General features: G+C 67.3%; 25 protein-coding genes, 1 tRNA gene and 1 pseudogene. 17 read left to right on the top strand and 10 right to left on the bottom strand.

The features are described 5' to 3' along the window. Positions 1-119: 119 nt before the first annotated feature. Positions 120-380: a type II toxin-antitoxin system prevent-host-death family antitoxin gene (locus D893_RS04575; protein WP_110619236.1), complete on the top strand. Its 261-nt coding sequence runs from the start codon at positions 120-122 to the stop codon at positions 378-380. After that, positions 373-636 (top strand): Txe/YoeB family addiction module toxin, encoded by a 264-nt coding sequence (locus D893_RS04580; RefSeq protein ID WP_018947160.1) that lies wholly within the window; start codon positions 373-375, stop codon positions 634-636. Before D893_RS04575 ends, D893_RS04580 begins: the two co-directional genes overlap by 8 nt. A 74-nt stretch (positions 637-710) precedes the next feature. Here the strand turns inward: D893_RS04580 and D893_RS04585 are convergent. The 5 genes from D893_RS04585 to moaC form a co-directional block, all read right to left on the bottom strand. After that, positions 711-786, bottom strand: a tRNA-Phe gene (locus tag D893_RS04585). A gap of 93 nt (positions 787-879) precedes the next feature. Further along, the gene (locus D893_RS04590; protein ID WP_018947159.1) at positions 880-1,155 is read right to left on the bottom strand and encodes an oxidative damage protection protein; all 276 of its coding nucleotides are present in this window, start codon (positions 1,153-1,155) and stop codon (positions 880-882) included. Then, entirely contained in the window at positions 1,139-2,194 is a 1,056-nt protein-coding gene (mutY, locus tag D893_RS04595) for an A/G-specific adenine glycosylase (RefSeq protein WP_110619237.1), read from the bottom strand. The genes D893_RS04590 and mutY overlap by 17 nt, the downstream gene beginning before the upstream one ends. Positions 2,195-2,292: 98 nt before the next feature. Next, positions 2,293-4,572, bottom strand: coding sequence for an AsmA family protein (locus tag D893_RS04600; protein ID WP_110619238.1), 2,280 nt, complete (start codon positions 4,570-4,572; stop codon positions 2,293-2,295). After that, positions 4,569-5,063 carry a cyclic pyranopterin monophosphate synthase MoaC gene (gene moaC / locus D893_RS04605; RefSeq protein ID WP_018947156.1) on the bottom strand — a complete coding sequence of 165 codons (495 nt, stop codon included), beginning with the start codon at positions 5,061-5,063 and terminating at the stop codon, positions 4,569-4,571. The genes D893_RS04600 and moaC overlap by 4 nt, the downstream gene beginning before the upstream one ends. A 44-nt stretch (positions 5,064-5,107) precedes the next feature. On the opposite strand from moaC, the gene moaD reads away from it, so the two are divergent. Both moaD and D893_RS04615 read left to right on the top strand, forming a co-directional pair. Beyond that, positions 5,108-5,341, top strand: a complete 234-nt coding sequence (gene moaD, locus D893_RS04610; protein WP_077244420.1) for a molybdopterin converting factor subunit 1 — start codon at positions 5,108-5,110, stop codon at positions 5,339-5,341. Between the two features lie 2 nt (positions 5,342-5,343). Beyond that, on the top strand, positions 5,344-5,778 hold the full coding sequence (locus D893_RS04615) for a molybdenum cofactor biosynthesis protein MoaE (RefSeq protein WP_077244419.1): 435 nt from the start codon (positions 5,344-5,346) through the stop codon (positions 5,776-5,778). 26 nt (positions 5,779-5,804) lie between these two features. Here the strand turns inward: D893_RS04615 and D893_RS04620 are convergent, their stop codons facing one another. From D893_RS04620 to D893_RS04630, 3 genes are all read right to left on the bottom strand, one after another. Beyond that, positions 5,805-6,740 carry a DnaJ C-terminal domain-containing protein gene (locus D893_RS04620; RefSeq protein WP_110619239.1) on the bottom strand — a complete coding sequence of 312 codons (936 nt, stop codon included), beginning with the start codon at positions 6,738-6,740 and terminating at the stop codon, positions 5,805-5,807. Positions 6,741-6,939: 199 nt separating this feature from the next. Continuing rightward, positions 6,940-7,371 (bottom strand): Hsp20/alpha crystallin family protein, encoded by a 432-nt coding sequence (locus tag D893_RS04625; RefSeq protein ID WP_110619240.1) that lies wholly within the window; start codon positions 7,369-7,371, stop codon positions 6,940-6,942. Between the two features lie 68 nt (positions 7,372-7,439). Next, positions 7,440-7,661 (bottom strand): DUF2835 family protein, encoded by a 222-nt coding sequence (locus D893_RS04630; protein ID WP_018947151.1) that lies wholly within the window; start codon positions 7,659-7,661, stop codon positions 7,440-7,442. A gap of 116 nt (positions 7,662-7,777) precedes the next feature. On the opposite strand from D893_RS04630, the gene rph reads away from it, so the two are divergent. The 5 genes from rph to D893_RS04655 are packed head-to-tail and all read left to right on the top strand — an operon-like array spanning position 7,778 to position 10,786. Next, positions 7,778-8,497: a ribonuclease PH gene (gene rph, locus D893_RS04635; RefSeq protein ID WP_018947150.1), complete on the top strand. Its 720-nt coding sequence runs from the start codon at positions 7,778-7,780 to the stop codon at positions 8,495-8,497. Between the two features lie 5 nt (positions 8,498-8,502). Next, complete coding sequence (gene rdgB, locus D893_RS04640) at positions 8,503-9,117, top strand: RdgB/HAM1 family non-canonical purine NTP pyrophosphatase (protein WP_018947149.1); 615 nt, start codon at positions 8,503-8,505, stop codon at positions 9,115-9,117. 21 nt (positions 9,118-9,138) lie between these two features. Further along, entirely contained in the window at positions 9,139-10,332 is a 1,194-nt protein-coding gene (gene hemW, locus D893_RS04645; protein ID WP_077244024.1) for a radical SAM family heme chaperone HemW, read from the top strand. Beyond that, positions 10,329-10,535: a CPXCG motif-containing cysteine-rich protein gene (locus D893_RS04650; RefSeq protein WP_018947147.1), complete on the top strand. Its 207-nt coding sequence runs from the start codon at positions 10,329-10,331 to the stop codon at positions 10,533-10,535. Before hemW ends, D893_RS04650 begins: the two co-directional genes overlap by 4 nt. Beyond that, the gene (locus D893_RS04655) at positions 10,532-10,786 is read left to right on the top strand and encodes a transcriptional antiterminator, Rof (RefSeq protein WP_110619241.1); all 255 of its coding nucleotides are present in this window, start codon (positions 10,532-10,534) and stop codon (positions 10,784-10,786) included. Before D893_RS04650 ends, D893_RS04655 begins: the two co-directional genes overlap by 4 nt. Before the next feature lie 15 nt (positions 10,787-10,801). Here D893_RS04655 and rho read toward each other — a convergent pair whose 3' ends face one another. After that, a complete protein-coding gene (gene rho / locus D893_RS04660; protein ID WP_018947145.1) occupies positions 10,802-12,061 on the bottom strand; it encodes a transcription termination factor Rho in 1,260 nt (419 codons plus the stop codon). 180 nt (positions 12,062-12,241) lie between these two features. After that, positions 12,242-12,568: a thioredoxin TrxA gene (gene trxA, locus D893_RS04665; protein WP_018947144.1), complete on the bottom strand. Its 327-nt coding sequence runs from the start codon at positions 12,566-12,568 to the stop codon at positions 12,242-12,244. A 117-nt stretch (positions 12,569-12,685) separates the two neighbouring features. On the opposite strand from trxA, the gene D893_RS04670 reads away from it, so the two are divergent. The 8 genes and pseudogenes from D893_RS04670 to D893_RS04705 all read left to right on the top strand — a co-directional run. Beyond that, positions 12,686-13,957, top strand: coding sequence for a DEAD/DEAH box helicase (locus D893_RS04670; protein ID WP_110619242.1), 1,272 nt, complete (start codon positions 12,686-12,688; stop codon positions 13,955-13,957). A 20-nt stretch (positions 13,958-13,977) separates the two neighbouring features. Continuing rightward, positions 13,978-14,229, top strand: a complete 252-nt coding sequence (locus tag D893_RS04675; RefSeq protein ID WP_110619243.1) for a carbon storage regulator — start codon at positions 13,978-13,980, stop codon at positions 14,227-14,229. Between the two features lie 193 nt (positions 14,230-14,422). Beyond that, the gene (locus tag D893_RS04680) at positions 14,423-14,953 is read left to right on the top strand and encodes a DsrE family protein (protein WP_110619244.1); all 531 of its coding nucleotides are present in this window, start codon (positions 14,423-14,425) and stop codon (positions 14,951-14,953) included. Positions 14,954-14,965: 12 nt separating this feature from the next. Next, the gene (locus tag D893_RS04685) at positions 14,966-15,601 is read left to right on the top strand and encodes a histidine phosphatase family protein (protein ID WP_077243396.1); all 636 of its coding nucleotides are present in this window, start codon (positions 14,966-14,968) and stop codon (positions 15,599-15,601) included. A 152-nt stretch (positions 15,602-15,753) separates the two neighbouring features. Further along, the gene (locus D893_RS04690) at positions 15,754-16,119 is read left to right on the top strand and encodes a metalloregulator ArsR/SmtB family transcription factor (RefSeq protein ID WP_110619245.1); all 366 of its coding nucleotides are present in this window, start codon (positions 15,754-15,756) and stop codon (positions 16,117-16,119) included. Next, positions 16,116-16,496: an arsenite efflux transporter metallochaperone ArsD gene (gene arsD / locus D893_RS04695; RefSeq protein WP_110619246.1), complete on the top strand. Its 381-nt coding sequence runs from the start codon at positions 16,116-16,118 to the stop codon at positions 16,494-16,496. The genes D893_RS04690 and arsD overlap by 4 nt, the downstream gene beginning before the upstream one ends. Beyond that, on the top strand, positions 16,496-18,286 hold the full coding sequence (arsA, locus tag D893_RS04700; protein WP_168409926.1) for an arsenical pump-driving ATPase: 1,791 nt from the start codon (positions 16,496-16,498) through the stop codon (positions 18,284-18,286). Before arsD ends, arsA begins: the two co-directional genes overlap by 1 nt. Positions 18,287-18,397: 111 nt before the next feature. Beyond that, positions 18,398-18,572 (top strand): annotated as a pseudogene (locus D893_RS04705) (IS256 family transposase); the annotation flags it as partial.

Consider the following 18,572-nt stretch of genomic DNA (forward strand, 5'->3'; position numbering starts at 1 on the left):
CGATGGTGCCATAGTGCAAACGGGGCTTCCCGGCGAGTCGATGCCGTGGCCTGTCCCGTAAATTGTACATTTGGGCTGCTCGCCCTATACTTGTACGGGTGACTGTACAGGAGGGCTCCATGAAGATTGTGTCATTCACTGAGGCTCGCAACGGCCTCAAAGCCGTACTCGATGGCGTGGTCGATGATGCCGACACCACGGTGATTACGCGCCGCGATTCGGAAGACGCCGTGGTAATGTCGCTGGATTACTACAACAGCCTGATGGAGACCGTGCATCTTCTGCGTTCCCCGGCGAATGCCGAGCATCTCAACAAGTCCATTGCGCAATACAAGGCAGGAAAGGCCACCGAGCGTGAGCTGATAGACGGGGATGAGTAGTCGGCTCCTTTGCTGGACGGACGAAGCATGGAACGACTACATCTACTGGCAAGCCCAGGACCGGAAGACCCTCAGGCGGATCAACAAGTTGATCGCGGATGTGAAGCGGTCACCGCTGGAAGGCATTGGCAAGCCGGAACCTCTCAAGGAGAACCTGGCTGGTTTCTGGTCGCGCCGTATTGATGACACCCATCGCCTGGTCTATGCCGTGGACGGTTCGTCCATCACCATCATCTCCTGCAGATACCACTATTGAGCGCGATTGATGGGGCCGCTGGCCCTCGCCGAACGGGACATGCGGACGCGAGAGGACGACTGCGGACAGGGAAATGGTGGCCGGGGACGGAATCGAACCGCCGACACGGGGATTTTCAATCCCCTGCTCTACCGACTGAGCTACCCGGCCAGTACTGACTTGTTGCGGGGTTCGCCGTGAGGCGAAGGGCAGTATTAAAGCGGTCCGGGGCGCTCACGTCAAGGGCGCGCCCCGGGGCCGGCTTCAGGACTGGTTGGGGTCGACGAAGCCTTCGGGTTTTTCGGAGCCGTCGCCGAACAGGAACTTCTCCATTTCCTCTTCCAGGAACTTGCGCGCCTTGGGGTCCACCGGGGTCAGGCGATACTCGTTGATGAGCATGGTCTGGTGGCTCAGCCAGGCGTTCCAGGCTTCCTTGGAGACGTTGAGGTAGATCTTCTTGCCCATCTCGCCCGGGTAGGGCGGGACGTCCAGGCCTTCGGCCTCTTTGCCGAGTTTTACGCAGTTAACGGTTCGTGCCATGGCCGGAATCCTTTTCGCTTTGCAGTAAGCCTTGTATGGGGGCCGGGATGCCTGCCGGCCGCGACTGGCCCGGTTTATACCAGATCACCCCGGGGGCATCCATGATCCCGCACTCACCCGCCGGGAGCCGGTAGCGCTGCACGCGCAGGTCGAGCTGGTAGTGGCTGAAGCCGTGGCTGAGCGCATCGCCTGCCAGTGCCTCGGCGCGTGGCCAGTGGGTGTGCACCCAGGCCTCCAGATGCTCCGGGTCTTCGGCCTCGGGCAGGGTGTACAGCCCGCCCCAGATGCCGCTGGGCGGGCGCTGTTCCAGGTAGATGCCCTCGGGGGCGTGCAGCAGGGCGGCCCAGCGCGTGCGTGTCGGGCGTTCGCGCTTCGGCCGCGGGTGCGGCAGCTCGGTGGTGCGTTCCTGCAGGCGGGCGCCGCAGTCCTCGGCCACCGGGCAGGCGGGGCAGTCGGGGCGGCTGCGGGTGCACACCAGCGCGCCCAGATCCATGATCGCCTGGGTGTAGTCGGCGCAGCGGCTGGCGGGCGTGCGGGCCTCGGCTTCGCGCCACAGGGTCTTCTGGCTGGCGGTGCTGCCGGGCCAGCCGTCCACCGCGGCGTGGCGGGCGAGCACGCGCTTGGCGTTGCCGTCGAGGATGGCCTCGGGGGCGTCGTGTGCCTGGGCGACGATGGCGGCGGCGGTGGAGCGGCCGATGCCGGGCAGGGCCTCCAGCGCCACGCGTTCGCGCGGGAAATGGCCGTTGTGGTCTTCCACGATGGTCCGGGCGCAGCGGTGCAGGTTGCGGGCGCGGGCGTAGTAGCCGAGGCCGGCCCACAGGGCGAGGACGTCGTCCACGGGGGCGGCGGCCAGGCTCTGCACGTCCGGGAAGCTCGCGGTGAACCGCTCGAAATACGGGATGACGGTCTCGACCCGGGTCTGCTGCAACATGATCTCGGAGACCCATACGCGGTAGGGCGTGCGCGGGTGCTGCCACGGGAGATCGTGACGACCGTTGCGGTCGAACCAGTCCAGCAGGCGTTGGGCGAAGGGTTGCATGATGGCGGGGGAGGAGGCGCCGACACCCGGGGCGATGTGCCCGGGCGTCGGTGTTCGCGGTCGGGTTTAACGAGTGCGGGTGACCCGGGTTCCCCGGTTTACTCGAGGAGTTCCCGCATGCGGTCTTCCGCTTCCTGCTCGAGGCTGCGTTCGGCCTCTTCGTCTTCCTCGTCTTCCTCGTCTTCGTCAGCTTCTTCGGCTTGTTCGTCGTTTGCTTCTTCCTCGTCCGCTTCGTCGCGCGAGAGGCCGAGGCGCTCCATCAGGCGCCGGGTGGCCTCGTCACGCAGTTCGTCCTCGTCCACGCCCAGCTCTTCGGCGGCGCGTTCACGCAGGATGGACTCGAGGTCGAGGCGGAAGCTGGGGTCGTCGAACGTGCCGCTGATGCGGATCGGCAGGCGGACGCCGCGCAGGTCTTCCAGCGAACGTCCGCCCTGGCCTTCCAGGGTGCCGACGAGGGTCGTGTCCACGCGGTAGTCCAGCGACTCGTCGTTGAGGTCGGCCGAGCCCTGGCCGCGGACGCGCAGCAGCGGGGAGTTGCCTTCCAGGTCGTTGTTGGAGACCACGCCGTTCTCGATGTCGAAACTGCCGGAGATCTCGCTGAAGTCCGTCTGCCGCGGCTCGTCCGACTCGTATTCACGGCCGCGGATGCGGGCCTCCGCGCGGCGGATGATGTCGGCGACATTGATGCCGCGCACCGCGCCGTCCTCGAAGCGCATGTCGCCGTCGCCGTTGAGGTTGGCCCGCAGGTCGGACAGCGCCTCGCCGTGCGTGGTGATGTCGAGCGTGAGGTTGCCGGTGCCCAGCAGCATGGCGTCGTCACCCTGCAGGTCGTCCAGCAGGGCGCCGATATCCAGGCCGGCCAGGTCGGTGGTGAGGCCGTAGCGCGGCTGGCTGTCCGAGGCGTCCAGCTGGATGCGGCTGGTCAGTTCGCCGTCGTAGCCGGTGGCGGACAGCGGGTCGATCACCCAGTCACCGCCCCGCGCCCGGATGTCCAGCGCAATGTCGCGCAGTTCCAGGCCCATCAGGATCAGGCGACCATCGAGGGCCAGGCTGCCGTCCACGTCGACGGAACGCAGGGCTTCCATCGGCAGTTCGATCCGCAGCTCCTCGGCTTCTTCCTCGTCGGGGGCGCCGTTGGCTTCGCCGGTGCGCGCCTCTTCGACCTCCGGCGGGAGGTAGCGGTCGACGTTGAGCTCGTTGCCGCGCAGGTCGAAACCGAAATGCGGGCGCTCGCCGGTGGTGTCCAGCGTGGCGTCACCGCTGAGGGTCGTGTCGTCGAGGGTGAACAGGAACGGCGACAGTTCCAGGTTGCCCGGCGTACCGGCCGCGGAAAGGTCGAACGCGACCCGCTGCAGGGCATCCGGATCCGTGGTGGCCGGGGCTTCCATTCCCAGGTCGTCCATGACCGAGCGCAGGTTGAAGGTGTTGGAGCGCAGTTCGCCACGCATCTGGGGCTGGTCGCCCTGCAGGTTGCCCAGTTCGGCAAACCCGGTGAGGGTTACCCTGGAGGCTTCCACCGTCAGGCGCTCCATGCGCAGGCGGGTGTCGTCTTCGTCCACCTCCAGCGCCACGTCGCTGCGGAAGAGGACGGCCATCGGCTGCGGCACCGGGCCGCCTTCCACATCGAGGTTCAGGTCCAGGCGACGCACTGCATAGCGATTGTTCAGCAGGTCGAGGTTGACCAGTCCGGTCAGGTCCATGGTGGTGCTGAGCGGCTGCTCCAGCGCGCCGCCCTCGGCCTCCAGCGCGGCGGACATTTCCAGCCGGGTCTCCACGCCGGGCTGGAAGCGGCCCACCTGCAGGCTGAACGGGTCCAGCACGGCACGCATCCCGGTCTCGCGGTCGTCCCACACCACGCGGGCGTTGGTCAGGCTGATGCCGGCGATATCGATCCGCTCCATGGCCAGGCGCGATTCGGTGGCGGTCCGTTCTTCGTCCTCGTCGCCGGTCACGGCCTCGTCGCGGGCTTCGTCGGCGCGCGCAGCGAGGTCGTCCCAGTTGTTGCGGCCGTCCTCGTCGCGCGCCAGGTTCAGGCGCACGCCGTCGCCTTCAACCCGTTGCACTTCCAGCTCGCGGCGCAGCAGCGGCATGACCGCGACGGCCACGTCGACCACGTCGACCTCGGCGAAGGGTTCGTCGCCGAAGCCCTCGGCGTTGCCGAAGCGCACGTCTTCCAGGCGCAGGCCGAGGGTGGGGAACAGCGTCAGGCTGACATCGCCGGCCAGTTCCAGATCGCGCCCGGTCTGTTCGTGCACCTGGGCCTCGATGCGCTCCTTGTAATCGTTGGCGTCGAACGTCACCAGCAGATACGCGGCGACGACGATCACCACGAGGATCAGGATGCCGATCAGGCCAAACAGGCGCTTGATCCATTTCATGTTCGGGAATCTCCTTGCGGGTCGGGGGCCTTCCAGCTGCCGCTGCGACCGCCGTGTTTTTCCAGAAGCCGGACCGTTTCCAGCACCATGCCCCGGTCCACGGCCTTGCACATATCGTAGATGGTCAGAAGGGCGGTGGAGACGGCGGTCAGGGCCTCCATCTCCACGCCGGTGACTGCATGCACCTCGCAGGTGGCCCGGGCCACGACCGCGTCATCTTCCAGATCGAATTCGACCGCCACGCGGCTGAGTCCGATGGGATGGCACAGCGGGATCAGGTCACCCGTTCTCTTGGCACCCATGATACCGGCGATGCGGGCAATGCCCAGAACATCCCCTTTGGAATGATTGCCTTCGCGGACCTTTTGCAGGGTTTCCGGCTGCATGCGGATGCGGCCCTCGGCGATGGCCACGCGGTGGGAGACGGCCTTGTCGCCGACATCCACCATGTGCGCGTGGCCCTGAGAGTCAAAATGAGTGAAATTGTTCATGCTGGCTATAATGCTTGTTTGAGCGACACACGTGTAGGGGCCGTATGACGGTAAAAGTGCTGTATTTCGCGCGGCTGCGCGAGGAACTGGGCCGCGATGGCGAGCAGGCCGAGCTGCCCGCCGAAGGGTGCACGGTGGCCGGTCTGTGGGAAAACCTGCACGGTGAACCCCCGCCGCAGCGCCTGATGACGGCGGTCAACCAGTCCCAGGCGGGCCCGGACACCCCGGTGCGCGACGGCGACGAGGTGGCCTTCTTTCCGCCGGTCACCGGAGGCTGAGCATGACGGTGATGATCCATCACGAGGACTTCGACCCCTGGGACGCGCTGCGCGCGGCGGAGCAGGGCATTCCCGTCGAAGCACGTGGCGCGGCCAGCGTGTTCGTCGGCCGCATGCGCGACTTCAACGAGGACGACACGGTCACCGGGCTGTTTCTGGAGCACTACCCGGGAATGACCGAGCAGGAGCTGGAGCGCATCGTGGAGGCCGCCCAGCAGCGCTGGCCCCTGCTGGGCGTGCACGTTGCGCACCGCGTGGGCGAGGTGCGGCCGGGCGATGCGCTGGTGCTGGTGGCGACCTGGTCGGCCCATCGTGCGGCCGCCCGCGATGCCTGCAGCGACATCCTGGAGCGGCTCAAGCACGAGGCCCCGTTCTGGAAACGCGAGCGCCTGGCCGACGGCAGCAGCCGCTGGGTGGAGCGCAACACGCCCGGCTGAATCCCGCGCGTCGCGCGCGAGCGGGATCAGCCGGCCAGCAGCTCGCGCGGGTTGAAGCTGGATGACTCCGCCATCTTTTCGTACCAGTCGCCGGCTTCGTCCTCCGGGGGCACGTGGATCATCAGCCGCAGGTACAGATCGCCAGGGGTCTTGCCGGGCAGTCCCTTGCCCTTGAGCCGCACCTGCTTGCCCGACTGCGAGCCCTTCGGCACTTTCAGGTTGACCGCCCCGTGCGGGGTGGGTGCCTCGATCGTGGCGCCCAGCGCGGCCTCCCACGGGGTGATCGGGATATCGCGGTGCAGGTCGCGCCCTTCCACCCGGTAGTTGGGGTCCGGCTTGATGCGGATCTCCAGCAGCAGGTCGCCCGGGGCGCCGTTACCCACGCCCGGGTCGCCCTGGCCGCGTACCCGGACCCGCGAGCCGTCTTTGGCGCCGGCGGGGATGCGCACGCGCTGCGGGCGTCCGCGCGGGTCGGTCACCGACAGCTCGGCGCCGTGCATGGCCTGTTCGAGGGTCACTTCCACCGCGCCTTCGCGGTCGGCACCACGCACGTCGAAGCCGCGCCGGCGACCGCCGCCACCCATGCCGCCGCCAAAGATCGACTCGAAGAAGTCGGAGAAGCCGCCGAAATCGGCCCCGCCGGCACCCGGTCCGGCGCCCCGTGCGCGGCCGCCGGCACCCGCGCCGGCACCCGCACCGGTCCAGCCGTCCCAGCCCGGCGGCGGACGGAAGTCCTGCCCCTGGCGCCAGTTTGCGCCCAGCTGGTCGTAGGCCTTGCGCTTTTCCGGGTCCCCGAGGGCCTCGTAGGCCTCGTTGACCTCCTTGATGCGCGTCTCGGCCTCCGGGTCGTCACTGACGTCGGGGTGGTACTTGCGCGCCAGCTTGCGATAGGCCTTCTTGATGTCGTCCTGGCTGGCGTTACGGTCCACGCCCAGGATTTTGTAGTAGTCCTTGTATTCCATCTCCTGCCTCGAGTCGGAACCCTTTCGGCGACCGGCGAAGCCGGTGTGTATGCGTTCGGGTACCACCCGAATCCCGGGCCATCATACCCGGGATTCGGGTGCTACCGGCACCAATCAAAAGGCGCTGCCCGCTCGCGCCGGCAGCGCCCGCTGGAAGGCCCGCGCCCCGGCCGTGGCCGGGGACGCTGCCGGCTGCGGATCAGCTCTCGATCTCGATCCGGCGCGGCTGCACTCTGGCCTGCTTGGGAATGCGCACTTCGAGCACGCCGTTCTGGCTGCGCGCGGAGATGTTCTCCGCATCGGCGGTGTCCGGCAACGAGAAGCGGCGGAAGAAGGTGCCGCGCATGCGCTCCACGCGCTTGTAGCCTTCTTTTTCTTCCTCGTTTTCGTACTTGCGCTCGCCGCGCAGCGTCAGCACGCCGTTCTCCATGTGGAGTTCGATGTCCTTCGGGTCCACGCCGGGTACGTCGGCATGCAGCACGTAGGCATCGTCTTCCTCGCGGATGTCCACCGCAGGGCTCCAGTCGGCCGCGCTCACCGAGTCCTCGCCACCGGGCACGTCGGGCAGGCGGCCGAGTTCGCGCGAGAGCTGGTTGAGCAGGCTCCAGGGTTCGTAACGCATCATATTCATGACTATACCCTCCTCGTTCGGGTGTCTTTTTGACTCAATAACCGAAATAGGGGTGTTCAGGCGCGATTTCAAGTCAGGCGACGAAAATCGCGCAGGCGGTAGTCGTTTTCGGTAACCAGTTCGAAAAGCCCGTGGATTCCGTCGTGGGTCATATGCGGGCGCAGCAGCCGCGCGGGGAACTGCACGCTGACCCCGGCCTCGGAAATCGCGAATACGGTGGTGGAGCGCCCGGAATAGTACTGCTCCATCATGTCCGGGGAGATGTCCAGGCGGATGCGGAAACGCTGCATGGCGGGTCAGTCCGATGGGGCGGAGCGCGCGGGGCGGGATCGGCCGGGCGGGGGTGGCCCCGCGACCCCCGGTGTCCCGTATACTGCGCGCCCGACAAATTTAGCAAGGAATCGCCATGCGCCCCAGCGGCCGACAGCCCGACGAGATGCGCCCGGTCAGTTTTACCCGGCACTTCACCCGCCACGCCGAGGGTTCGGTTCTGGTGGAGTTCGGCGACACCCGGGTGCTGTGCAACGCCACCATCGAGCCGCGAGTGCCCCCGTGGCTGAAGGGCAAGGGCAAGGGCTGGGTGACGGCGGAATACAGCATGCTCCCGCGTTCCACCCACGACCGCATGGCGCGCGAGGCGGCGCGCGGCAAGCTGGGCGGGCGCACCATGGAGATCCAGCGCCTGATCGGTCGCGCCCTGCGTGCCGTGGTCGACATGGAGGCGCTCGGCGAGCGCCAGATCATCATCGACTGCGACGTGATCCAGGCCGACGGCGGGACCCGCACGGCCTCCATCTCCGGCGCGTATGTGGCCCTGCGCGACGCGGTGGCGCACGGGCGCGAGACCGGTCTGCTGAAGAAGGACCCGCTGCACGGCTATCTGGCCGCGGTGTCGGTGGGCATCTTCAACGGCTCGGCGGTGCTGGATCTCGACTACGACGAGGATTCCAGCGCCGAGACCGACATGAACCTGGTGATGAACGAGGCCGGCGGGGTGATCGAGATCCAGGGCACTGCCGAAGGTCACGCCTTCCGGCGCGACGAGCTGGACACCATGCTGGACATCGGCGAGAAGGGCATCGGCACCATCATCGACGCGCAGCGCGCGGTGCTCGGGGAGGGTTGAGCGGCATGGCGGCGCAGCGCGTGGTCCTGGCCACCGGCAATCCGGGCAAGCGGAGCGAGCTGGCGGCGCTGCTGGAGCCGCTGGGCATGGAGGTGGTCACGCAGACCGAACTGGATGTGCCGGAGGCCGAGGAGACCGGCCTGACCTTCGTCGAGAACGCCCTGTTGAAGGCGCGCAATGCGGCCCGGCACACCGGGCTGGCGGCGGTGGCCGACGACTCCGGGCTGGAGGTGGACGCCCTGGGCGGCGAGCCGGGGATCTATTCCTCGCGCTATGCCGGGGAGAGCGGCGACGGCGCCGATGCCGCCAACAACGCGAAGCTGCTGGCGGCGCTGGAGGGTGTGCCGCCGGAGCGCCGTGGCGCGGGTTTCCGGGCCGTGGTGGTGTTCCTGCGCCATGCGGACGACCCGGCCCCGCTGATCGCCGAGGGGGTGTGGCGCGGACGCATCGCCGCCGCGCCGGCGGGTGGCGGCGGGTTCGGTTACGACCCGTTGTTCGAGCTGCCGGAACGCGGTTGCACCTCGGCCGAACTGGAGCCGGCGGAGAAAAACCGCCTGAGCCACCGCGGCCAGGCCCTGCAGAAACTGGCGGAAGCCCTGCGGGAACGTGCCGGCCGCTGAGCCGCGGGCTATGCTCCCGGCATGACCCCGAGCTTCGATACCCCGATCCCGCTGGCGCTGTACGTCCACCTGCCGTGGTGCGTGCGCAAGTGCCCGTACTGCGACTTCAACTCGCACGAGCCGCGAGGCGGCGAACCCCCGTTCGACACCTACGTGGCCGCGCTGCTGCGCGATCTGGAAGCGCAGCTGCCGGAGGTGTGGGGGCGTCGCATCGAGAGCGTGTTCATCGGCGGTGGCACCCCCAGTCTGTTCCCGCCCGAAGCCATGGCGGAGCTGATGTCGGGACTGCGCGCGCTGCTGCCCTTGCGGCCGGACGTGGAGGTCACCCTGGAGGCGAACCCCGGGACTGCCGACCGGGATTATTTCCGTGGCTACCGCGAGGCCGGGATCAACCGGCTGTCGTTGGGGGTGCAGAGCTTTGACGGCGACATGCTGCAGCGTCTGGGGCGCATCCACGGACCGGAGGAGGCCGCCGAGGCGGTGGCTCATGCGCGGACGGCCGGCTTCGAGCGGATCAATCTGGACTTGATGTTCGGCCTGCCGGGGCAGTCGGTGGCGCAGGGGGTGGCGGATCTGGAGGCGGCGATCGCGCAGCAGCCGGAGCACATCTCCTGGTATCAGCTCACGCTGGAGCCCAATACACTGTTTGCCGCGCGGCCGCCGGTGTTGCCGGAAGACGACGCGGTGGGCGAGCTTTTTGCCGCCGGAAGGGCGCTTCTCGCGGAGGCGGACTATACTCGCTACGAAGTGTCCGCATACGCGAGGGCGGATGAGAGGTGCCGGCACAATCTCAACTACTGGACCTTCGGGGATTACCTCGGCATCGGGGCCGGTGCTCACGGGAAGCTCACGCGGGTCCACGACGGCTCCATCATCCGCCGCGTGCGTCCGCGCCAGCCGCAGGCCTATATCGACGACCCGGCCGGGGGGCGGGATACACCGGTCGTACCCGGCGAGCGGCCGTTCGAGTTCATGCTGAATGCCCTGCGCCTGGTCGAGGGTGCGCCGGAGGAGCTTTTTTGCGAACGTACCGGGCTGCCGCTTGCGGCCCTGCAGCCCGGGCTGGACCGGGTGCGCGGGCGGGGTCTGCTGGAGCCCGCCGGTAGTGGTGTGCTGCGTGCAACTCCGGAGGGGTTGCAGTTCTTGAATGAGGTGCTGGAGGCCTTTCTGGCGGAGTCCGAAGCCGATGGCCAACAGGAGGAGGTGTCGGAATGAGCCGACCGATCGAATTCGTGGCGTTTGCCTGCCCCTGGTGCGGCGAGCCGGGCGAGACTACCATCGACATGGTGAGCAATGAAGGCGAATGGGTGGAAGACTGCGCGGTCTGCTGCTCGCCGATCGTCTTTCGCTGCCGCAAGCCTGCCGAGTGCGGAGGGGATGACGTCCCCGAGGTGGAAGCCGAGCGGGAGGGTGGTTGATGCGCCCGCCCGAATACCGGCCCATCCCCTGCGAGCGGTATTCGGAGCTGGAACTGTGCATCATGCACGGTCGGCCGCTGCGGATTCGCTGGCGGCGGGCGGGTCTGGATTACGTCGCCCGGGTGACGCCGCTGGATCTGCGCACGCGCCGCGGGGCGGAGTACCTGATCCTGCTGGATCCCGGCGGGCGGCGTCAGTGGTGGCGGCTGGACCGCATGCTGGAGTTCGAGCCGCTGGCGGCCAGCGCCTGACGCCGGGGCGCGACGTCAGGAACGCTTCATCTGATCGAAGAACTCGCCGTTGGTCTTGGACGACTGCATACGGCCGAGGAGGAATTCCATCGCCTCGATGTCGTCCATGCCGTGCAGGAACTTCCGCAGGATCCAGAGTTTCTGCAGTTCCTCCGGATCGGTCAGCAGTTCCTCGCGGCGGGTGCCGGAACGGTTGACGTTGATCGCCGGGTAGATGCGCTTTTCGGCGATGCGCCGCTCCAGGTGCACCTCCATGTTGCCGGTACCCTTGAATTCCTCGTAAATCACCTCGTCCATCTTGGAGCCGGTGTCCACCAGGGCCGTGGCGAGGATGGTCAGGCTGCCGCCTTCCTCGACATTGCGCGCGGCCCCGAAGAAACGCTTGGGCCGGTGCAGGGCGTTGGCGTCGACGCCGCCGGTGAGCACCTTGCCGGAGCTGGGGGCAACGGTGTTGTAGGCACGGGCGAGTCGGGTGATCGAGTCCAGGAGGATGACCACGTCGCGGCGGTGCTCGACCAGGCGCTTGGCCTTCTCGATGACCATTTCCGCCACCTGCACGTGGCGCTGGGCAGGTTCGTCAAAGGTGGAGGAGACGACCTCGCCCTGCACCATGCGGTCCATCTCGGTCACTTCCTCGGGCCGTTCGTCGACCAGCAGGACGATGAGATAGCACTCCGGGTAATTGGTCGCGATGCTCTGGGCGATGTTCTGCAGGATCAGGGTCTTGCCGGCCTTGGGCGGCGAGACGATCAGGCCGCGCTGGCCCTTGCCGAACGGCGCGACGATGTCGATGACGCGGGCGGTGATGTCCTCGGTGGAGCCGTTGCCCCGCTCCATGCGCATGCGATGGTTGGCATGCAGCGGCGTGAGGTTCTCGAACAGGACCTTGTGTCTGGCATTTTCCGGCGGCTCGAAGTTGATCTCCGAGACCTTCAGTAGCGCGAAGTAGCGTTCGTTGTCCTTCGGCGGGCGGATCTTGCCGGCCACCGTGTCGCCAGTGCGCAGGCCGAAGCGGCGGATCTGGCTGGGGGAGACGTAGACGTCGTCGGGGCCGGCCTGATAGGAGGCGTCCGGGCTGCGCAAAAAGCCGAAGCCGTCGGAGAGGATCTCCAGTACGCCGTCGCCGTAAATCGCCTCGCCGCTTTTCGCGTGGGCCTTCAGCAGGGCAAAGATGATGTCCTGCTTGCGGGCACGGGACATGTTCTCGATGCCCTGGTTTTCGGCGAGGCCAACGAGGTCGGCGGCGGTCATCCGCTTCAGTTCGGTCAGATTCATGCGTGGGGCGCTGTGCTCAACGTGGATGAACGGCGGCCGGGGATAGCCGCAGGATTGCAATGATGACGGGGCAGGGGACGACTCCGGGAGAGACCCGGTATCGACGAAACGCTTGAATGTTAAGCGGGGCGGGCGGCTGTTGCAAGCCCGCCCCGTTACGGCGCTCGACCGTGCAGCCGATCAGGCGTGCTGATCGAGAAAGGCGGTCAGCTGCGATTTGGACAGCGCGCCCACCTTGGTGGCCTCGACGTCCCCGTTCTTGAATAACATCAGCGTCGGGATGCCGCGGATTCCGAACTTGGGCGGCGTCGACGGGTTTTCGTCGATGTTCAGTTTGGCAACCTTGACCTTGCCGGCGTATTCTTCGGCGATTTCGTCCAGAATCGGCGCGATCATCTTGCAGGGACCGCACCATTCCGCCCAGTAGTCCACCAGGACCGGCTGGTCGGACTTCAGGACGTCCTCGTCGAAACTGGCGTCCGATGTATAAATGATCTTGTCGCTCACTCCGCGTCCTCATGACGTTGGGTTGGCACCGGCCTTCTTCAGGGCCGCGTACGCCGTACTATCGACGAAGATGACGGCAAAGTTCAAGTAAAACAGCGAAGCCCGCCCGGGAGCCCCATGACTGACGCCGCGCAAGACCCCTCAGTACCCGCATTCGACCGTTTCGATCTGCCCGAGACGGTGCGCGCGGGCTTGCGCAAGGCCGGGTTCGATACCTGTACTCCCATTCAGGCGCAGGCGCTGCCGATCGCGCTGGAGGGCCGCGACGTGGCAGGGCAGGCACAGACCGGAACCGGCAAGACCGCGGCCTTCCTGATCGCCACCTTCAACCGCCTGCTGCGCCAGGCGCCTGCGGAGCACCGCCGGCCCACCGACGTGCGCGCCCTGATCCTGGCTCCGACGCGCGAGCTGGCGGTACAGATCCACCGCGACGCGGAGCTGCTGGGGGGCGAGACCGGCCTGAGGCTGGCTCTGGCCTACGGTGGCACGGACTACGATCGCCAGCGGGAAGCGCTGGCCGCCGGCGCCGACGTGCTGATCGGCACCCCGGGGCGCATCATCGACTACTTCAAGCAGAAGGTCTTCGGCCTGAAGCACACCGAGGTGGTGGTGCTGGACGAGGCCGACCGCATGTTCGACCTGGGCTTCATCAAGGACGTGCGCTTTCTGATGCGCCGCTGCGCCCCGCCGCAGGAACGGCTGTCCATGCTGTTCTCCGCCACCCTGTCGTGGCGGGTGATGGAGCTGGCCTACGAGCACATGAACAACCCGGAGAAGGTGCAGATCGAAGCGGAGACCCTGACCGCCGACCGGGTGCGTCAGACCATCTACTATCCGGCCAACGACGAGAAGATCCCGCTGCTGCTGGCGCTGGCGCGGGATCTGGCGCCGGAACGGGCGATCGTGTTCTCCAATACCAAACACGGAGCGGAGAAGGTGGCCGACTGGCTCAATGCCAACGGCCACGCCGCCGCGCTGCTCTCGGGCGACGTGCCGCAGAAGAAGCGCTCGAAGCTGCTGGAGGGCTTCGCCGCGGGTGAATACACCTTCCTGGTGGCGACCGACGTGGCGGCCCGCGGCCTGCATATCCCCGAGGTGACGCACGTGTTCAACTTCGACCTGCCGCAGTCGGGCGAGGACTACGTGCACCGCATCGGGCGTACCGCGCGCGCCGGCGCCGAGGGCGACGCGATCAGCTTCGGCTGCGAGGACTCGGCGTTCTACCTGCCGGACATCGAGTCCTATCTGGGCGAACGCATCCCCACCGAGAACATTGACCGCGCCTCCCTGCCGCAGGACCCGAACCGCCCGAAACCTCGCGAGCGCAAGCCGCGCGGCGGGCCCGGCGGACGTGGCGGTCCGCGTGGCGGCAACGGCCGCGGCCGCTGAAACCGAACCGGAGCACTGCGATGGAGACCCTGGATCTTCGGGTGGGGGATTCCTTCCGCCTGGGCGACGACATCGAGGTGGTCGTGGTACAGGCCGGGTGCGACGGGCAGACACGCCTGGTCGCGAATGCCCCGGGCCACCGCGTGCAGTGGGTCGACAACGAGCTGCTGATCGATCGCCACATCCGCGTGCGCTTCGACGAGAACCACCCCGGCCGGGTGCTGGTCGAGGCGGCCGCCCCCGTGACCGTGGTCCGCGGCGACGCCCGCTGAGCCCTGTTCCCCCCGCCGTTTCCCGGCTCCTCTCCCGGAATCGTTTCCCGAAGTCGCTCTCGCGTTCGCCCGTTCGTTGCGGGAAAGGATTACATCGCGCGCGGGTACCGTCATGGTCTATGTATCCAGCAGGAAAGGCGCAAGCCTTTTCCGTGGAATGACGGCAAATGCGCGCTTGCGCTGGAGGATGAAAATGACGAATTCGCGAACCGGGGAAATACGTCCGCTGCGTCGCTGCACGGCGGGGTTGCTGTTTTCCGTGCTGCTGCTGGCGCTGCCGGCCTCGCAGGCCCAGGCCTTTGGCGAGGAGCGCAATATCGCCTGGCACGTGGGCTTCGATGACCCGTCCCAGTTCAGTTCCATGCTGGGCAGCATCAACAGCATGGTGGAGGCCTACGAGAATCGCCTGATCGACTACGACATCCGGCTGGTGTTCCGGGCGCAGGGCATCCGTTTTGTGACCGACGACAATCTGGAAGGCTCGCCGTTCGAGGTGGACCCCGATGGCGAATTCGCCGAAGAGCGCGAGGAACTGCGTTCGCGTCTGATGCAGCTGGTGAACATGCACGACGTGAGCCTGGAGCTTTGTGACAGCACCCGCGCCGCCGTGGGGCTGGACATGGATGCGTTCTACCAGCCGATCGAGCGGGTGGATTCAGGCATCGTTCAGCTGGGAGACCTGCATCATGACGGGTATGCGGTGATGCATGCCTATCGCAACTGAGGAGAGAGCTACGTGAAGAGTCTGATGAGTGGGCGGCCGTTTCCCGGTCGACTGGGTAGCCTGCTGGTCGCGGGCCTGATCGGCCTGGGCGGCCCGGCCGTCGCCCAGGCCGCGGCCGACGAGGAAACCCTGTGGGAAGCCCTGGGCAAGGGCGGCAAGGTTGTGATGATGCGGCACACGGAGTCGGCCGAGGCCGACCCCGAGGTGTCGATGCATCTGTCCCCGGAGCGCGACTGCGGCGAAGAACAGGAGCTGAGCGAAGCGGGCAAGGCCCAGGCCGAGGCGTTGCGCGGGGCGCTGGAGGACCGGGGAATCCGGGCCGACGAGGTGCTCAGCAGCGAGTTGTGCCGCGCCCGCCAGACCGCCGAGCGTGCGTTCGGCGAGTTCGAGACCTGGGATGCGCTGAACCTGTTGCAGACCATGCCGGAGGGCGAGCAGGACTGGCTGATGGAAGACGTACGTGACCGCATCGGCGGTTTCGATGGCGAAGGCAACCTGTTCCTGATCAGCCACCGGGGGAATATCAACACCGTGGTTTTCGAGAACGTGGAGCCCGGCAGTCTGGTCGTCGTGCGTCCCGAAGGATTCGGCAGCCACGAGGTGCTGGGCGAGATCCCGCTGGAGGCCTATTACGGCGCGGGGGATTGACCCCCATTCTTCCTTTTCGTGCCGGCCCCGGATCCGTCCGGGCAGGCCGAAGGATCACGGGGCCCTGCGGGGCCCCGTTCTGTTTCCGGGGGGCGATGGTGGGGCCTCGGGGCTGTTTGACAACAATTCAAGAAATATTGAATAGTTGGACCATGGACAAGCTCACCGCCACCACGATGTTCGAGTCGCTGGCCTCCGGTGTCCGTCTGGACATCGTGCGCCTGCTGGTTGGTCACGGACGCGAGGGGCTGGTTGCCGGCGAGATCGCCCGGGAACTGGAGCTGCCACGTACCAACCTTTCGTTCCACCTCAAGACCCTGACCCGGGCCGGCCTCGTCACCGTGACCCAGGAGGGGCGTTACCAGCGCTACCGGGCGGATCTGGCCGCGATGCAGGATCTGGTGGCCTACCTGACCGCGCACTGCTGCGCGGCCGAGGGGTCGGATTGCGACCTGGCGGGTGAATCCGTCTGTCCGGAACCCACCGCCACTGTCTCCACAACCAGGAGTGTTTCATGACCGCGATTCGAGTGTACGACCCCTCCATGTGCTGCAACACTGGTGTCTGCGGCACCGATGTGGACCAGCGGCTGGTGGACTTCGCCGCGGATGTCCGCTGGGCACAGGACCGTGGCGCCGATGTCGAGCGCATGAACCTGGCCCAGCAGCCGACCGCGTTCGCGGAAAACCCGAAGGTTCGCGCGTTCCTGGAGGAGCATGGGGAAGGCGGCCTGCCGCTGATCCTGGTGGACGGAGAAGCGGCCATCTCGGGGCGTTACCCGGATCGGGCCGAGCTGGCGCGTCTGGCCGGCATTCCGGCTCCGGCAGAGGCCTCCGCAAGCACGGAAGCCGGGGACGGCTGCTGCGGCCCGGCTCGCGACACGGGGTGCTGTTGATGCGTTTCCTCGATGACGCGCCGCGTTATCTGTTCTTTACCGGCAAGGGCGGCGTCGGCAAGACCTCCATCGCCTGTGCCAGTGCCATCCACCTGGCCGGGGCCGGGCACCGGGTCCTGCTGGTCAGCACCGATCCGGCGTCCAACGTGGACCAGGTGTTCGGGGTCTCGATCGGCAATCGGGTGACTCCGGTGGCCGACGTGCCCGGGCTGTCCGCGCTGGAGATCGACCCGCAGGCGGCCGCCGAGGCTTACCGCGACAAGATCGTGGGCCCGGTGAAGGGGGTGTTGCCGGATACCGTGGTGGCGGGCATCGAAGAACAGCTCTCGGGTGCCTGTACGACCGAGATCGCCGCCTTTGACGAGTTTACCGAGTTGCTGACCGGCTCGGATCTGGTGAAGGGCTTCGACCACGTGGTGTTCGACACCGCGCCCACCGGACACACGATCCGCCTGCTGCAGTTGCCCGGCGCCTGGAGCGGTTTCCTCGAGAAGGGGCAGGGTGATGCCTCCTGTCTTGGTCCGCTGGCCGGGCTGGAAAAGCAGAAGGAGCGGTACCGGGCGGCCGTTGATGCGCTGGCCTCGCCGGATGCCACCCGGCTGGTGCTGGTGGCCCGGGCGCAGAGCGGCAGCCTCGACGAGGTGGCGCGCACGCATGACGAGCTGGCGGAGATCGGTCTGCAGCGGCAGTACCTGGTGGTGAACGGCCGGATGCCCGAGCCCGAGGCGGTCGCCGACGAGCTGGCGCGCGGCATCTTCGAACGCGAGCGCGCGGCGCTGGCGGACATGGCGCCGGCACTGCAGGCCCTGCCGCGCGACGAGATCGCGCTGAAGCCGTTCAACCTGGTCGGGCTGGACCATCTGCGTCAGCTGTTCGCGACCCCGGGCGAGGTGCCCGTGGCGGACATCGAAGACGAGTCGGACGCGGAGGACGTCGGTCTGGATGCCCCGTCCCTGGCCGAGCTGGTGGATGACATCGCCGCCGACGGCAAGGGCCTGGTGATGCTGATGGGCAAGGGGGGAGTGGGCAAGACCACCCTGGCCGCTGCCGTCGCGGTGTCCCTGGCGCGGCGCGGCTTCCCCGTGCATCTGACGACATCGGATCCGGCCGCTCATCTGTCCGCAACCCTGTCGGATGAGGTCGAGAACCTGACGGTGAGCCGCATTGATCCGACGGTGGAAACCGAGCGTTATCGCGAGCAAGTCCTGCAAAGCAAGGGCAAGGACATGAACGAGGAGGACCGTGCCCTGCTCGAGGAGGACCTGCGCTCGCCCTGCACCGAGGAGATCGCGGTCTTCCAGGCCTTCTCGCGCGTGATCCGCGAGGCCGGCCGCAAGTTCGTGGTGATGGATACCGCTCCCACCGGCCACACGCTTCTGTTGCTGGATGCCACGGGCGCCTATCACCGCGAGATCGTGCGTCAGATGGGCGACACGGGTACCCACTCCACCACCCCGATGATGCAGCTGCAGGATCCGCAGCGTACGAAGATGCTGCTGGTGACGCTGGCCGAGACCACGCCGGTGCTGGAGGCGCGGGATTTGCAGGAGGATCTGCGCCGCGCAGGGATCGAGCCCTGGGCCTGGGTGGTGAACAACAGCATCGCCGCGGCCGGAGCCGCTTCCGGGCTGCTGCGCGACCGGGCACGCGCCGAGCGGCCGCAGATCCGCGCGGTGGCAGAAGAACACGCCGCCCGCTACGCCGTGGTGCCGCTGCTGCGTGACGAACCGGTTGGCGCCGAACGCCTGCTGGCGCTGACCGAGATCACCGCCTCGCAGGCGACTGCATGAGGCGGCGCCGAGTTACTGTCGAAAGTGGTGTACGGGGGGGATTGAGGAAGGCGGCGTATCCGGCTGGAATGGGAGTGCGACCAACCAGCCAGCCAGAGGAGATACGCCACCATGGCTCACGATACGACAGACCTGCCGAACGGACCAGAGGACCCGTTGACCGATCTGCTGCGCCGCGGGGCGCGGGATCTGATCAAGCAAGCGGTGGAGGCAGAGTTGCAGACGTTCATGGAGACCTACGCGGAGGATCGTTTGCCGGACGGTCGCCGGGCGGTGGTGCGCAATG

The sequence above is a fragment of the Thioalkalivibrio sp. ALE21 genome (genome assembly GCF_003208255.1).
GTDB lineage: Bacteria > Pseudomonadota > Gammaproteobacteria > Ectothiorhodospirales > Ectothiorhodospiraceae > Thioalkalivibrio > Thioalkalivibrio halophilus.